Genomic DNA, 15,269 nt, shown 5'->3' with positions numbered 1-15,269 from the left:
CGGTTGAACCGCCCCGGTCTCGACGTCAGTTGCGGACGAGCAGCTGGAAGTCGAAGGAGTAGCGGGAGGCCCGGTAGACATGGGCGCCGTACTCGACGGCGCGCCCGGTGTCGTCGTACGCCGTGCGCTGCATGGTCAGCAGTGCGGCGCCCTCCGGCTCGCCGAGGCGGTCGGCCTCCTCGGCCGTGGCGATACGGGCGCCGACGCTCTGGTGGGCGCTGTGCAGGGTGATACCGGCGTTGCGCATCATCCTGTACAGGCCCGTCGACTCCAGGCGTTCGGTGTCCAGCTCCAGCAGCCCGGCCGGGACGAAGTTGGAGAGGAACGCCACCGGCTGACCGTGGGTGAGGCGCAGCCGCTCGAAGAGGTGCACATCGGCGCCTTCGGCGATGCCCAGGGCGGCCGCGACCTCGGCGGAGGCCGGCCGGATCTCGCTCAGCGACACCTTGGTCGTGGGCTGCTGGCCGGCCGCCTCCAGGTCGTCGTACAGGCTGCTCAGTTCCAGCGGCCGTTTGACCTGGCTGTGCACCACCTGCGTGCCGACGCCCCGGCGGCGTACGAGCAGGCCCTTGTCGACGAGCGACTGGATGGCCTGCCGTACCGTCGGCCGGGACAGGCCGAGACGGCCGGCGAGCTCGATCTCGTTGCCCAGGAGGCTGCCCGGGCCGAGCGCACCGCGCTCGATCGCCGACTCCAGCTGGCGGGCCAGCTGGTAGTACAGCGGCACCGGGCTGCTCCGGTCGACGCTGAGGCCGAGACTCCCTGTACTCCCCGTAGTCGCGCTGGTCACGCCCATGAGGGTATCCGTCCGTCCGGATGACAGGAACCCCTGTCAACGCATTGTCCTTACATGACCCGCGGATGCGGCTGGGGAGAAGCCGCCCCGGAGGGCGGCGCTCCGTCAGAGGTGGCGGCGCCGCTGGGCCACCTCGCGGTCGTAGGTGGTGCGCGCCTCCACGGCCGCGGGCCGCGAGGCGGTCTCCGCGACCGGGACGTCCCACCAGGCCTCGGCCGGGGGAGCCGTGGGCGTCGGGTCGGTCTCGACGTACACACAGGTGGGCCGGTCCGAGGCGCGGGCCGCCGCCAGCGCGTCGCGCAGCTCCTTGACGGTCTTGGCGCGGATGACGTCCATGCCGAGGCTGGCCGCGTTGGCGGCGAGGTCCACCGGGAGCGGGGGGCCGGAGAATGTGCCGTCGGCGGCGCGGTAGCGGTAGGCGGTGCCGAAGCGCTCGCCGCCGACCGACTCGGAGAGGCCGCCGATGGAGGCGTAGCCGTGGTTCTGGACGAGGACCAGATTGACCGGCAGGCCCTCCTGGACGGCCGTGACGATCTCCGTGGGCATCATCAGATAGGTGCCGTCCCCGACCAGCGACCAGACGGCCGTGCCGGGTGCCGCCTGCTGGACGCCGATCCCGGCGGGGATCTCGTAGCCCATGCAGGAGTAGCCGTACTCCAGGTGGTACTGGCGGGGGCCCCGGGCCCGCCACAGCTTGTGCAGGTCGCCGGGGAGCGAGCCGGCCGCGTTGATGACCACGTCCTCGTCGCCGACGACCGAGTCCAGGGCGCCGAGCACCTGGGTCTGGGTGGGCACGGCGTGCTCGTCGGCGGCGGTGCAGGCGGCCTCGACGACCCGCTCCCAGTGCTCCTTGCCGGCCCGGTACTCGGCCTCGTACGCCTCGTCCACCCGGTGGCCGGCGAGCGCGTCCGTGAGCGCTGCGAGCCCCGCCCGCGCATCGCAGACCACCGTCCGGGCGGCCAGCTTGTGGGCGTCGAACGCGGCGATGTTGAGGTTGACGAAACGGACGTCCGGGTCCTGGAAGAGTGTGTGGGAGGCGGTGGTGAAGTCCGTGTACCGGGTGCCGACACCGACGATCAGGTCGGCCGTCCGGGCCAGGTCGTCGCAGACCGCCGTGCCGGTGTGGCCGATGCCGCCGAGATCGGCCGGGTGGTCGTGGCGCAGCGAGCCCTTGCCCGCCTGGGTGGAGGCGACCGGGATGCCCGTGGCGTCGACCAGTGCCTTCAACGCCTCCTCGGCCTCGCTGTGGTGGACGCCGCCGCCCGCGACGATCAGCGGCCGTCGCGCGGCACGGATCGCCCGCACCGCCTCCGCCAGCTCGACCGGGTCGGGCAGGGGACGGCGTACGTTCCACACGCGGTCGGCGAAGAACTCCTCCGGCCAGTCGTACGCCTCGGCCTGGACGTCCTGCGGCAGCGCGAGCGTGACGGCGCCGGTGTCGACGGGGTCGGCGAGCACCCGCATGGCGTTCAGGGCGGCCGGGATCAGCGCCTCGGGGCGGGTGATCCGGTCGAAGTACCGGGAGACCGGGCGCAGGGTGTCGTTGACCGAGACATCGGCCTCCGTGGGGTGCTCCAACTGCTGGAGCAGCGGGTCGGCGGTGCGGGTCGCGAAGTAGTCGCCGGGCAGCAGCAGTACGGGCAGCCGGTTGATGGTGGCGAGGGCGGCGCCGGTGACCAGGTTGGTGGCGCCGGGGCCGATGGAGGTGGTGACCGCCTGCGCGGAGAGCCGGTTCAGCTGGCGGGCGTACCCGACGGCGGCGTGCACCATGGACTGCTCGTTGCGGCCCTGGTGGAACGGCATCGTCTCCTCACCGGCCTCGAGCAGCGCCTGACCCAGGCCCGCGACGTTGCCGTGGCCGAAGATGCCCCAGGTTCCGGCGATCAGCCGGTGGCGCACACCGTCGCGCTCGGTGTACTGCGCGGACAGGAACCGCACCAGCGCCTGGGCGACGGTCAGCCGGCGGGTGGGGGACTGGGACATCGGGACCTCACGGGTTGGGGTGGTGGTGGGGGTTTCGTACGGGTGGGCTCAGCTCGACACGCGCGACGGGGACGCCGGTCTGCAACGGATGGAGATCGATTCCGATACGGCCGTCGTGATCGGATCGAGGGATTCGGCGGGCTCGGGCATGCGCGTCGCTCCTCAGGTGGGGGATGCGGGCCGGCGGAGACCCGCCGCGCGTGGGGGTGCGCACGCCCGGGTCCGGATGTATCCCAGGTTTAGGACCCGAACCGACCCCCTGTCAAGGCTTTGTACTGACATCCTGACCTGCTCGTGAAATGATGTCTTAACAAAGTCTTGACAGGGGGGTCCGGCAGGGGTTTGTATCCCGTCCCAACGAAACAGCGCAGTCGGCCTACCGGCACAATGATCCGGACTTCGAACGTCCGGGCCTGCGCGGGCATCCGCCCGACGCTGTCCCGTTCCCTTTCCCCCTGTCGCACAGTGAGGTGCAGGAAAGATGGACCGCACGTACTCCCGCTCGCGCAGAGTGGCCCCCTTCTTCGCCATGGCAGCGGCCTCCGCGCTGCTGATAGCCGGCTGCTCCAGCGACTCCGGCGGCAAGGAGGCCGAGGAGGGCGGGTCGAACGCCGCCGCGGGCAAGGCCGACACTCCGCAGATGACGGTCGCGATGGTGACCCACGCGGGTCAGGGCGACACCTTCTGGGACATCGTCCGCAAGGGTGCCCAGACGGCCGCCGACAAGGACAACGTCAAGCTCGTCTACTCGAACGACCCGAACGCGGCCAACCAAGCCAACCTCGTGCAGAACGCGATCGACCAGAAGGTCGACGGCATCGCCGTCACCCTCGCCAAGCCGGATGCGATGAAGGACGTCATCGCCAAGGCGGAGAAGGCCGGAATCCCCGTCGTGGGTCTCAACTCCGGTATGGAGGTGTGGCAGGAGCAGGGGCTGCTCTCCTTCTTCGGTCAGGACGAGCAGGTCTCGGGCGAGGCCTTCGGCAAGAAGCTCAACGAGACCGGCGCGAAGCACGCGGTCTGCGTCATCCACGAGCAGGGCAATGTCTCCCTGGAGGCGCGCTGCGCCGGCGTGAAGAAGACGTTCAAGGGCAAGACCGAGAACCTCTACGTCAACGGCACGGACATGCCGTCGGTGAAGTCGACCGTCACGGCGAAGCTCAAGCAGGACACCTCCATCGACGAGGTCGTCACGCTCGGCGCCCCGATCGCCCTGACCTCCGTGCAGTCCGTGGACGACGCGGGCAGCAAGGCAAAGGTGGCGACGTTCGACCTGAACAAGGAGCTGACGGACGCGATCAAGGCGGGTGACATCGAGTTCGCCGTGGACCAGCAGCCCTACCTCCAGGGCTACCTGGCCGTGGACTCGCTGTGGCTCTACAAGAACAACGGCAACTACAGCGGCGGTGGCGAGGCTCCCGTGCTGACCGGTCCGGCGTTCGTGGACAAGGACAACGTGGACCAGATCGCCAAGTTCGCCGCGAAGGGCACCCGGTGATCCGATCATGACCCAAGCAACGGCACCGGCGACGGGTTCCTCCTCGTCGCCGGCTCCGCCGGCCGCCCAGAAGGACGGCCGTACCGCACAGCGTTCCCTGGGCCGGCGTCTGCTGGCCCGCCCCGAGGTCGGCGCGCTGATCGCCGCGATCGGTGTCTACGTCTTCTTCTTCGCCGTCGCCCCCTCCTTCCGTGAGGCGAGCTCGCTGGCGACGGTGCTGTACCAGGCCTCGGTGATGGGCATCATGGCCCTGCCGGTGGCGCTGCTGATGATCGGCGGCGAGTTCGACCTGTCCGCCGGTGTCGCGGTGACGACCTCCGCGCTGACGGCGGCGATCCTGAGCTTCCAGCTGACGGTGAACGTGTGGACCGGCGTGCTCGTCGCCCTGGTCGTCTCCCTGGCAGTCGGCGCGTTCAACGGCTGGCTGCTGATCAGGACGGGCCTGCCGAGCTTCCTGGTCACCCTGGGCTCGTTCCTGATCCTCCAGGGCTCCAACCTCGCGGTGACGAAGATCTTCACCGGCAACGTGGCCTCCGACTCGATCGCCGACATGGACGGCTTCGACCAGGCCAAGAGCGTCTTCGCCTCCGAGATCTCCATCGGCGGCGTCGACTTCAAGATCACGATCTTCTACTGGCTGGTCTTCGCCGCGATCGCGACCTGGCTGCTGCTGCGCACCAAGTTCGGCAACTGGATCTTCGCCGTCGGCGGCAACAAGGACAGTGCGCGGGCCGTCGGCGTGCCCGTGAACTTCACCAAGGTCGCCCTGTTCATGGGCGTGGGCGCGGGCGCCTGGTTCGTCGGCATGCACCTGCTGTTCTCGTTCAACACGGTGCAGTCCAACGAGGGCGTGGGCAACGAGTTCCTCTACATCATCGCCGCGGTGATCGGCGGCTGCCTGCTGACCGGCGGCTACGGCTCCGCGATCGGCCCGGTCATCGGCGCCTTCATCTTCGGCATGGTCAACCAGGGCATCGTCTACGCCAACTGGAACCCCGACTGGTTCAAGGCCTTCCTCGGCGTGATGCTCCTGATCGCCGCCCTCGTCAACTTGTGGGTCCGCGCCCAGGCCACCCGGAGGTGAACCACCCCATGACCACCAGCAACACCACCAGCACCCCCGAAGCGGCGGCCGACGACCAGTCGCCCGTGGTCGAACTGCGCGACACCGGCAAGGCCTACGGCAACGTCCGCGCCCTGCACGGGGTGAACCTCGCCGTCCACCCCGGCCGCGTCACCTGCGTCCTGGGCGACAACGGTGCCGGCAAGTCCACCCTGATCAAGATCATCTCCGGTCTGCACCAGCACACCGAGGGCGAGGTCCTCGTCGACGGGAACCCGGTGCGGTTCACCACCCCGCGCGAGGCCCTGGACGCCGGCATCGCCACCGTCTACCAGGACCTGGCGACCGTGCCCCTGATGCCGGTCTGGCGCAACTTCTTCCTCGGCTCCGAGTTCACCAAGGGCCCCTGGCCGATCCGCCGCCTCGACATCGAGAAGATGAAGAAGACCGCGGACGAGGAACTGCGGAACATGGGCATAGTCCTGGACGACCTCGACCAGCCCATCGGCACCCTCTCCGGCGGTCAGCGCCAGTGCGTGGCCATCGCCCGCGCCGTCTACTTCGGTGCCCGCGTCCTCATCCTGGACGAGCCCACCGCCGCGCTCGGGGTCAAGCAGTCCGGTGTGGTGCTGAAGTACATCGCCGCCGCCCGCGACCGCGGCCTCGGCGTCATCTTCATCACCCACAACCCCCACCACGCCTACATGGTCGGCGACCACTTCAGCGTCCTGCGCCTGGGCACCCTCGAACTGAGCGCCCCCCGCGACCGGGTCAGCCTGGAGGAACTCACCAACCACATGGCGGGCGGCACCGAACTGGCCGCGCTCAAGCACGAGTTGGCCCAAGTCCGCGGCGTCGACGTCGAAGAGCTTCCCGAGGAGGACGATCTCACCGCACCCGCGGGCTCCTCGAAGGACGGGGCTGCCTGACCCCGGCCGCTCCTCGTGAGCGGCCACGCGGCCGACGACATGGCGAGGGCGCCTCTCATCACGAAGGCCCCCTCGCCGGTCGGCGAACGACTTCCCGCCGGTCAGCGGACTTGGCTTGCGATCGCCTTGCTGTTCGGTTACCGGGCCGTCACTATGAGGTGTGCCGCCCGGAGCCGTACGCCCGAGGAGACGACGCCTATGGACAGGTACGAGCAGCCCTTCGCCACGAGCGTGGTCAGGGACCTGCACGACACCTCACTGGACGAGGTGCCCGAGTCCGCGCAGGAGTCCGCCATGGCAAGGATGCTCGCAGGTGGCGGAGAGCCGGTGGCCGCCTTCCAGTCGTCGCTCTGACCGGCCTGGCCGGAACGACGAGGGATCGTACCGGTGACGGTGGCGGCGCGGCCCTTCCGCCAGTTTGTGATCAAGGTGCACAGCCGTTGCGATCTGGCCTGTGACCACTGCTACGTCTACCAGCACGCCGACCAGAGCTGGCGCGGGCGTCCGGTGACGATGTCCGACGAAACGTTCCGTCATGTGGCCGGGCGGATCGCCGAGCACGCGGCCGCGCACCGGCTCACCCGGGTGCACGTCGTCCTGCACGGCGGTGAGCCCCTGCTCGCCGGCCGGGAACGACTGCGCGGCTTCGCCCGCTCGCTCCGCTCGGCGCTGCACGGCGTGGCCGAACTCGACCTGCGCATGCAGACCAACGGCCTCCGCCTGGACGACGAGTTCTGCGCGATGCTCGTCGACGAGTCCATCGTCACCAGCATCTCGCTCGACGGCGACGAGGCGTCCAACGACCGCCACCGGATCAGACGGGACGGCTCCGGCTCCTACCGTGATGCGGTCCGCGCCGTACGTCTCCTCGGCACACCGCCCCACCGAGCAGCCTTCGGCGGACTGCTCTGCACCATCGACGTCGAGAACGACCCGGTGGAGGTGTACCGGGCGCTGGCCGAACTCCGCCCGCCGGCTGTGGACTTCCTGCTGCCGCACGCCACCTGGGAGTTCCCGCCACCCCGCCCCGGCGGCGAGACCGACTACGCGGACTGGCTGATCGCCGTGCACAAGCGGTGGATCGCCGACGGCATGCCGATGCGCATCCGCATGTTCGAGTCCATCGGCCGGCTGACCCGGGGCCGTGGCAGCCTCACCGAGGCACTGGGACTGGGCAGTTCGGACCTGCTCGTGATCGAGACCGACGGTGCCCTCGAACAGGCGGACTGGCTGAAGACGGCCTACCCGGGAGCCCCGGCGACCGGCATGCACCTCGCCACCCACCGCTTGGAGGAGGCCGCCGAGCACCGGGGCATCCAGGCCCGCCGCGCCGGGCTGGACGGACTGAGCGCACAGTGCCGCGCCTGCCCCGTCGTCTCGGTCTGCGGCGGCGGCCTCTACGGACACCGCCACCGCGCCTCCAACGGGTTCGACAACCCCTCCGTCTACTGCGCCGACCTGCTGAAGATCATCGAGTACGTCCAGGCCACGGAGCGCAACGACGCCGACGTCCGCCACGGCTGGCACGGCCTGTCCTGGACCCACTTCGACGAACTGGCCGCCGGATACGGCGGCGCGGCGGCCGTCCGCTCCCTGGCGGCGGCCCAGAACAGCCAGCGCAGGGCACTGCTGGCGGCGGCCCGCCGCGCGGACACCCAGGGTCCGGATCCGGGCCGGGCCATGGCTCCCGGCCGAGGGCCGGCCCCCGGCACCCGCTCCCGCCCGGGACTGACCGCCGGGCCGACTCCGGCGGATGCGGGCGTGGTTGCGGGTGTGGACGGGACCGCAGGCATGGCTGCGGGTGCGGGTGCGGGCCCGGGAATCGGCGATCCGGTCGACTCGGGACCCGGCTGGGAGGCGATCCTGGCCCTGCCCGCAGCCGCGCTGGACGTCCTGCTGGCCGACCCGTACCTGCGCGTGTGGGCCCTCGCGTGCGGGCAGCCGGTGCGTCGGCGGGCCGAGGGGCGGCCGGCGGAGGCCGCGCTGTCGGCCGTCGCGCGCGCCGGCGGTCGGCTGACCCTGTCCGTCCCGCTGCGGCACGAGCCCGAGGGGTCGGCGATCCATCTCCCGGGGCTGGGGCGGCTGTCGCTGGGTGCCGACAGTCGTCGTCGCCCCTCCGGAACGCTCACCGTGACGGCCGCCGACACCGCGCTCACCGTCGAAGGACGGACCCTGGGCCAGGAACTGCCCCCCGACGGGATGCGCTGGCAGCCCCTGCGCCATCTGTCCGCCGACGGACTGGAAGTGGCCCTCGACGACCTCGACCCCTCCCGTGACTGCTACGGCTACAAGCCCCTGCCCCGGCTGTCCGAGGCCGAATTCCGACGGTGGGAGACGATGTTCGGGGAGGCCTGGCAGTTGATCAGGACCGAGTACCCCGAGTACGCGCAGGGGATAGCCGCCGGGCTGACCACGGTGACCCCGCTCGTGCCGGCCGCGTCCGGTGACGACGTCAGCGCCACCTCCCGGCACGCCTTCGGGGCGGTCGGCATCGCGCTGCCCCGTTCGGCCGAGGATCTGGCCATGCTGATCGTCCACGAGTACCAGCACGTCAAACTGGGCGCGATGCTCGACATGTTCGACCTGCTCGACGGTCTCGACGACCGCCGCTACCGCGTGCTGTGGCGTCCCGACGCCCGGCCCCTCGACGCCATCGTGCAGGGCGCGTATGCCCACCTCGCGGTCGCCGACATCTGGCGGCTCAGGGTCCGCCGCGGTGTGGCCGGGGTCGGCCCGGCCCTGTACGAACGCTCCCGCGTCGAGGCGGACAAGTGGCGCACGGCGGTACTGGACGCCCTCGACACGGTGGCCGGAACCGGCTCCCTGACCGCCCTGGGACACCGGTTCGTGCGTGGGCTCCGGGGCGAGGCCGAGAGCTTGGGCGGAGTGGCCGAATCCGGCCCGATCGCCGTCTGACCTCCGGTCAACTCCCCTTTTCGGCACGGGTTTGGCACGGGTGTCCGGTACAACTTGCTCGGGCCGACCCCTGGCACCCACAGCGGGTTTCGCGTTCCAATGGATCCTGGAGGAGATTCAGCTGTGATGCTCGGGGCGGGGAGACCCGAGGTGGGCGACGGGGGAGGGGAAAGGCGAGTCCATGATTCATCCGGCTTCTCAGGTGACACCGGCGTCGGATTCCTCCGATCCGTACGTGTTCTTCATGAGTTACGCACGGTTGCCGATAACGGGCACGAGGGCGAAGAAAGACCCGTCGGACATGGCTCTGGAGCAGTTTCACGCCCACTTATGCAGCGACATCATGCAGCTGACGGATCACGATGGCGAGGAATCGCCGGGATTCCTCGACCAGAGCATCGATCTCGGCGAGGACTGGCAGAGCAGACTCAAACACGCCCTGGCCACCTGCCGGGTCTTCGTGCCCATCTACACCAGTCGGTACTTCAAGAGGGAATGGTGCGGAAAGGAATGGGACGCCTTCGCCCGGCGTCAGGAGGAACAGCTTCGGACCCGGCCGTACACGGGCAACGCGATCATTCCCGTCCTCTGGGTGGGACAGCAGCATCTGACACTGCCGCCGGTCGCGGCGAAGGTGCAGTACGCCCACCCCGTTCTGGGTAAGGACTACCTGCAGTCGGGCCTCTACGGACTGAAGCAGGCGGGCCGCCACGCCAAGTACCGCAGTTCTGTGTGGGCGCTCGCCCAGATGATCGTCAAGGTGGCCCAGCAGACCAGCCTGGAACCGTGCGACACGGAGCTGTTCAAAGACCTCCGGAACGTCTTCGAGGGGGAGTAGCAGGATGCCGATGTTCTTCATGAGCTATGCGCGGGTTCCTGTTCCCCGACACCGGGACGCCTCACAGGATCCGAATCGTCTGGTCTTCCAGTTCTTCGACGAACTGTGCGGCAAAGTGGCGCGGCGCGCGAGAGTGACGCGGGAGGAGGCCGGTTTCGTAGAACGGCCGGGGACGCCGGGGGAGAAGTCGGTCCAGGCGCTTCTCGACTGCCAGGTCTTCGTTCCGCTGTACTCCAAGAGGTACTTCAGCAATCCCCAGTGCGGCCGGCAGTGGACCGCCGTCACCCAGGGGGCCACCCCGGAGGGCCGGCCGAGCATCGTGCCGGTGCTGTGGACGCCGTACTCGCCCACGTCGCTGCCGAAGAAGGTCAAGGAGCAGTACCCGCAGGTGCCGGACGGCATCGGCGAGGCAGCCGAGAACTACGAGTCCATGGGGCTGCACCAGCTGCTCCACCAGGTGCTCGAGCTGTCCGAGCGGCCGGACCCGGAGGACGAGGGCGCGGCGGACCGGGTCTCCGCCCAGGTCGCCCAGGTGACCGACTGGCTGGCCCAGCGCATCGTCGACCTGGCGGCCACGGGGCCCACCCGGCCGCGGCCGGCGGGCGGCGCGGGGAGGGCGCCGCAGCCGGAGACGCTGGCGGGCCTGGACGACGCGTTCGCCGATCCGCCCTTCGCCTCTCCGCTGCACATCACCGTGCTCGCCCCGGCCGAGGAGGGACTACCGGTCGGCCGCGACAGCACGCGCTACGGTCCGCGGGTGGACGACTGGCGCCCCTACGGCCCGGCCGTGGGACCTCTGGTCGAACTGCTGGAGGCGCTGGCCCGCAACCTGGGCTTCGAGCCCACCGTGAAGCCCTTCGACAAGTTCCAGACGGAGCTTCAGGACACCGAACTCCCCACCGCCCCATGGATCCTGGTGGTGGACCCCTGGGCGTTGGAGAACTCCCAAATGGCTCGCGAGGCAAGGGAGTTCGACCGGGCCCGGCGTCCGTGGACAGCGGTGCTGAGTACTCTGGCGGGGGACGACCTCCAGACGAAGGAGCAGTCCGACCGGCTGCGTGGGCTGCTGGCGGCCAACTTCCCCCGGTTCATCAGCGAGGGCCGGGTGGGGGAGCAGGAAGCCGTACGGGGGCTGGCCGGGGCGGATGTCTTCACCCGGTGGTTCGGCGAACTGGCCGAGGCAACCAAGATCCGGTACTTGCGGTACATTCACTCACAATTACCCCGGGGTGACAGTCGCGTGGAGGGCAGGCCATGACCGGCGAGGACGCGCGCAGGATCATCACGTTCTACTCGTACAAGGGCGGTACGGGGCGGACGATGGCGCTCGCCAACACGGCCTGGATCCTCTCCTCGGCGGGCAATCGCGTCCTGGTGGTCGACTGGGACCTCGACGCCCCCGGTCTGGACCGTTTCCTGCACCCCTTCCTGAGCGACAGTCAGCTGCGGACCACGCCGGGTGTGCTCGAACTGGTCAGCAGATCCACCCAGTTCGCGCGCTCGATGCAGAGCAGGGGCGAGACCTTCCCGCAGTTCGAGCTGGGTTCCGACTACGCGAGCGCGTCCGACCTGGAGACGGCCGACGGGATCACCCTCAACAGCTGCCTCATCCAGGTCGACTGGAACTTCCCCTCGGGCGGTCAGCTCTACTACATGCCGGCGGGCACCAAGAACAAGGGCTATCTCTCGGCGTTCTCCCAGTTCGACTGGAAGGACTTCATGGACGGGCCCCTGGCCACCAGGTTCCTGGAGGGGCTCAAGCGCGAGTTCGTCGAGAACTTCGACTACGTCCTGATCGACAGCCGCACCGGACTCAACGACATCTCCGACATCTGCACGGTCAATCTGCCGCACACCGTGGTCACCTGCTTCACCCCGAGCAGCCAGAGCATCGAGGGCGCCGCCGGGGTCGCCGAGCGCATCGACGGAATGCTGTACGGCAACCGGGACATCCGCATCCTGCCCGTCCCCATGCGGGTGGAGAACGCCGAGGCCGACCGGCTCGACGCCGCCCGGGGACAGATCCAGTACCGCTTCGACCGCATCGTGCGCAAGCACATCCCCGACCGGGACCCGGAGAGCTACTGGGGGAGCGTGGAGATCCCCTACCGGCCCATCTACTCCTACGAGGAGACCCTCGCCCCGTTCAGGGAGAAGCCTGGGGACCCCAAGAGCCTGCTCGCGGCCTACGAGAGACTCACCGAGGTCATCACCGACGGCCAGGTCGAGTCGATGCCCCGCATCGACGAGTCGCTGCGCCACAAGACCCTCGACCGGTACACCCGCCACCGCCCGCCGCGGATCTCCGACGTGTACGTCAGCTTCGTCCCGCAGGACCGCAGTTGGGCCAACTGGGCGGGTGCCGTGCTGGAGCAGGCGGGCTTCAAGGTCCACCTGGCGCAGGAAGGCACCACGGAGAGCTCACAGGTGCGGGAGGAGATCGAACGGGGCGTCGAGTCGGCCTCGCACACCCTGGTCATCTTCTCCGAGGCCTATCTCAGGTCGTCCCGTTTCCGCACCACCTGGGAGGCGGTCTACGCGGAGAGCGACCGGCGGGCGCACCAGCTGGTCTCGATGCAGGTCGACGACCAGGTGTCCCTGGAGGCCCCCTTCACGGAGCAGCTCGCCGACATGACGGGCTGCGAGGACGGTGAGGAGGGTCGTGACGCTCTGCTGACCTGGTTCGGCCGGAGCGCCGATTCCCTGTCACGCAGCCACTTCACCGGCGACGAGCCGAAACTGCCCCGCTTCCCGAAGACCGAGCCCTCGGTCTTCGGCGTCCCGCTGCGCACGTCGTCCTTCACGGGTCGTACGGAAATCCTGGAGAGCATCCGGGAGAAGCTCTGGAAGGGCGACACCCGGGCGCTGGTGCTGAAGGGCATGGGCGGGGTGGGGAAGACCCTGCTGGCCGAGGAGTTCGCCAAGCGCTACAAGAGCGACTACGACGTGGTCTGGCACATCCAGGCCGAGCAGAAGATCCTGGCCGTCGAGCAGTACGCGGGCATGGCCGAGGCGCTGGGCCTGCCCGCGCGTACCAACCCCACCGACACGGCCAAGATGGTGTACGAGGCCCTCAACCACGGTGACCGGTACGACAGTTGGCTGCTGATCCTGGACAACGTCCCGGAGGCGGACCACCTGCCCGAGTACATGATGGACGGCCGCAGAGGCCACATCCTGGTCACCAGTCAGCGCGCCGAGGGCTGGGGACGGTTCGTGGAAACCGTGGACATCCCGGTGTTCGAGCGGAACGAGAGCATCGCCCACCTGCACAGCCGGCTGCCCGACTGCGGCTGGACGGAGGCCGACCAGATCGCGGAGGCCCTGGGCGACCTGCCGATCGCGATCGAACGGGCCGCGGCCTTCATCGAGCAGACCCGGGCCGACGTACGCGACTACATCAAGAAGCTCCAGCCGCAGGCCACCGGAGCCCCCGACGACAACTCGGTGGGCGCGGTCGTCAAGTCCGGTACCAACACCTGGGAGTTCGGCCTGAGGCAGCTGCGGGAGAGCTTCCCGCCGGCGGTGAAGCTGCTGCAGATCTGCTCGTACTACAGCCCCGAGGAGATCTCCATGGATCTCCTGGAGGGCTACGAGGTCTCCCGCGCCCTGGGCGGGGTGCGCACGGTCTCCCGCGCCTACAAGGAACTCAGCAAGTTCTCCCTGGTCACGCTGGACCGCAAGGCCCGGAGCGTGACGGTGCACCGGATGATGCAGAGCGCGATGCGGGAGGCGATGACCGCCGAGGAGCGCGACGCGGCACAGGAGGTCGTCTACCGCTCACTGATCGCCGCCCGGCCGAGCGGGGACGACCCGGAGAACCCCAACACCTGGGAGAAGTACCGCATCATCTGGCCCCACCTCGGCACCCCCTGGGCCGAGATGGCCCCCGACGAGGGCATCAAGGAACTCTATGTGGACCGGGTCCGTCAGCTGCGCCGCCGGGGCGAGCTGAGTCAGGCCATGGACTACAGCCTGCGGCGGGTGGCCGCCTGGTCGGCGGAGGAGTCGCCCGACGAACGCTGGACGCTGCACATGCGCTTCCAGGTCGCCAACATCCTGCGCGCCCAGGGCAAGTACGAGGAGTCCCTCGCCCTGGACCAGGAGGTGCTGGAGCGGCAGCTGGAGGTGCTGGACGACATCGACGACCAGCACATCCTGATGACCACCAGCAGCATCGCCGCCGACCTGCGCGGCCTGGGCCGCCTGACCGAGGCCCTGCAGTACGACGAGGAGACCTACCGCAGATACGACCAGAACTACGGCGAGGACAACGCGCGCACGCTCAGCGCGGCCAACAACCTCGCCGTCGCCCTGCGGCTCTCCGGCAACTACTACCGGGCCCGCGATCTCGACCGCAGAACACTGGAACTCCGCGAGGCGATCCAGCTCCACGACCACCCTCTGACCATCGAGTCGGCGGTGAACCTCGGCCGTGACCTGCGTGACTGCGGTGACTACGACGAGTCCGTCGCGCTGCTCAGGCGCGCCTACGAGCGCTGTCTGCGCAATCCCCGTCTCACCCAGGGCTCTCCGACCGTGCTGAACACGGCCAAGGGGCTGGCCGGTTCCCTGCGCAGGGCGGGCCGGGCGGCGGAGGCCGAGGAGCTCGTACGGCACGTGCTCAGAAGCACGCCGGACGGTGAGAAGTCGACCTCGGAGGAACTGCTGCTGGAGATGAGCCTGGCCGGTGACATGGCCGCCCAGGGCCGGGTCGACGAAGGACTCGACCTGATCCGCAGGGTCCAGGAGAACCTGAGGGACAAGCTGGGGGAAGGCCATTCCCACACGGTGGCCTGCTCGGTCAACCACGCGGTGCTGCTCCTCCACGACATCGGGTCCATCCACCCGGAAGCCGCCACCGAGGCACGGGAGTTGCTCCGCGCGGCCCAGTCCAGGTTCACCGAACTCAACGGCGCGGACCACCCGTTCGCGCTCATCTGCCACGCGAACCTGGCCGTCGCCGAGGCGGCGCTCGGCCGCTGGGACGAGGCCCGCGGGATCAGCGTCGCGTCGTTCGAGATGCTCAAGGAGGTTCTCGACCCGCTGCACCCGTCGACCTTGACCTGTGCCGGGAACCTCGCCGTCGTCCTCAGCCATCTGGGCCAGGCGGAGAAGGCCCGCACCACCCATCACGACGCGCTGGCCGCGCTCAGCAAGCGCATCGGCAGGGATCACCCCCGGGTGGTGGCCCTGAAGGACTGGAAACTCAGCTGTCTCGACCTGGAGCCGCACCCGATCTGACC

10 protein-coding genes are annotated in these 15,269 nt (G+C 69.4%); 8 read left to right on the top strand and 2 right to left on the bottom strand.

Annotated features, from left to right (window positions below):
• Positions 1-25: 25 nt before the first annotated feature.
• A complete protein-coding gene (locus tag P8T65_RS09660) occupies positions 26-796 on the bottom strand; it encodes a GntR family transcriptional regulator (RefSeq protein ID WP_316725020.1) in 771 nt (256 codons plus the stop codon).
• Between the two features lie 105 nt (positions 797-901).
• Complete coding sequence (gene iolD, locus P8T65_RS09655; RefSeq protein ID WP_316725019.1) at positions 902-2,779, bottom strand: 3D-(3,5/4)-trihydroxycyclohexane-1,2-dione acylhydrolase (decyclizing); 1,878 nt, start codon at positions 2,777-2,779, stop codon at positions 902-904.
• Between the two features lie 481 nt (positions 2,780-3,260).
• Here iolD and P8T65_RS09650 point away from each other — a divergent pair, with 481 nt between their 5' ends.
• The 8 genes from P8T65_RS09650 (at position 3,261) to fxsT (ending at position 15,267) form a co-directional block, all read left to right on the top strand.
• Positions 3,261-4,277 carry a sugar ABC transporter substrate-binding protein gene (locus tag P8T65_RS09650; protein ID WP_184900886.1) on the top strand — a complete coding sequence of 339 codons (1,017 nt, stop codon included), beginning with the start codon at positions 3,261-3,263 and terminating at the stop codon, positions 4,275-4,277.
• 7 nt (positions 4,278-4,284) lie between these two features.
• Positions 4,285-5,361, top strand: coding sequence for an ABC transporter permease (locus P8T65_RS09645; RefSeq protein WP_316725018.1), 1,077 nt, complete (start codon positions 4,285-4,287; stop codon positions 5,359-5,361).
• Positions 5,362-5,369: 8 nt separating this feature from the next.
• Positions 5,370-6,269, top strand: a complete 900-nt coding sequence (locus P8T65_RS09640; protein WP_316725017.1) for an ATP-binding cassette domain-containing protein — start codon at positions 5,370-5,372, stop codon at positions 6,267-6,269.
• Positions 6,270-6,467: 198 nt separating this feature from the next.
• A complete protein-coding gene (fxsA, locus tag P8T65_RS09635) occupies positions 6,468-6,623 on the top strand; it encodes an FxSxx-COOH cyclophane-containing RiPP peptide (RefSeq protein ID WP_005482117.1) in 156 nt (51 codons plus the stop codon).
• A gap of 33 nt (positions 6,624-6,656) precedes the next feature.
• A complete protein-coding gene (locus P8T65_RS09630) occupies positions 6,657-9,185 on the top strand; it encodes an FxsB family cyclophane-forming radical SAM/SPASM peptide maturase (protein WP_316725016.1) in 2,529 nt (842 codons plus the stop codon).
• Between the two features lie 181 nt (positions 9,186-9,366).
• Positions 9,367-10,023 carry a TIR-like protein FxsC gene (locus P8T65_RS09625; protein ID WP_184900894.1) on the top strand — a complete coding sequence of 219 codons (657 nt, stop codon included), beginning with the start codon at positions 9,367-9,369 and terminating at the stop codon, positions 10,021-10,023.
• Between the two features lie 4 nt (positions 10,024-10,027).
• Positions 10,028-11,281, top strand: coding sequence for an FxsC protein (fsxC, locus tag P8T65_RS09620; RefSeq protein WP_316725015.1), 1,254 nt, complete (start codon positions 10,028-10,030; stop codon positions 11,279-11,281).
• Entirely contained in the window at positions 11,278-15,267 is a 3,990-nt protein-coding gene (gene fxsT, locus P8T65_RS09615; protein ID WP_316725014.1) for an FxSxx-COOH system tetratricopeptide repeat protein, read from the top strand. Before fsxC ends, fxsT begins: the two co-directional genes overlap by 4 nt.
• Positions 15,268-15,269 lie beyond the last annotated feature (2 nt).

Source organism: Streptomyces sp. 11x1, from assembly GCF_032598905.1.
Classification (GTDB): Bacteria; Actinomycetota; Actinomycetes; order Streptomycetales; family Streptomycetaceae; genus Streptomyces.
This window is presented reverse-complemented; position numbering and strand designations above follow the sequence as displayed.

Bases quoted from the DNA above. Each gene is read 5' to 3' on its own strand.
- P8T65_RS09660 (WP_316725020.1), bottom strand. From the start codon at position 796: ATGGGCGTGACCAGCGCGACTACGGGGAGTACAGGGAGTCTCGGCCTC.
- iolD (WP_316725019.1), bottom strand. From the start codon at position 2,779: ATGTCCCAGTCCCCCACCCGCCGGCTGACCGTCGCCCAGGCGCTGGTG.
- P8T65_RS09650 (WP_184900886.1), top strand. From the start codon at position 3,261: ATGGACCGCACGTACTCCCGCTCGCGCAGAGTGGCCCCCTTCTTCGCC.
- P8T65_RS09645 (WP_316725018.1), top strand. From the start codon at position 4,285: ATGACCCAAGCAACGGCACCGGCGACGGGTTCCTCCTCGTCGCCGGCT.
- P8T65_RS09640 (WP_316725017.1), top strand. From the start codon at position 5,370: ATGACCACCAGCAACACCACCAGCACCCCCGAAGCGGCGGCCGACGAC.
- fxsA (WP_005482117.1), top strand. From the start codon at position 6,468: ATGGACAGGTACGAGCAGCCCTTCGCCACGAGCGTGGTCAGGGACCTG.
- P8T65_RS09625 (WP_184900894.1), top strand. From the start codon at position 9,367: ATGATTCATCCGGCTTCTCAGGTGACACCGGCGTCGGATTCCTCCGAT.
- fsxC (WP_316725015.1), top strand. From the start codon at position 10,028: ATGCCGATGTTCTTCATGAGCTATGCGCGGGTTCCTGTTCCCCGACAC.
- fxsT (WP_316725014.1), top strand. From the start codon at position 11,278: ATGACCGGCGAGGACGCGCGCAGGATCATCACGTTCTACTCGTACAAG.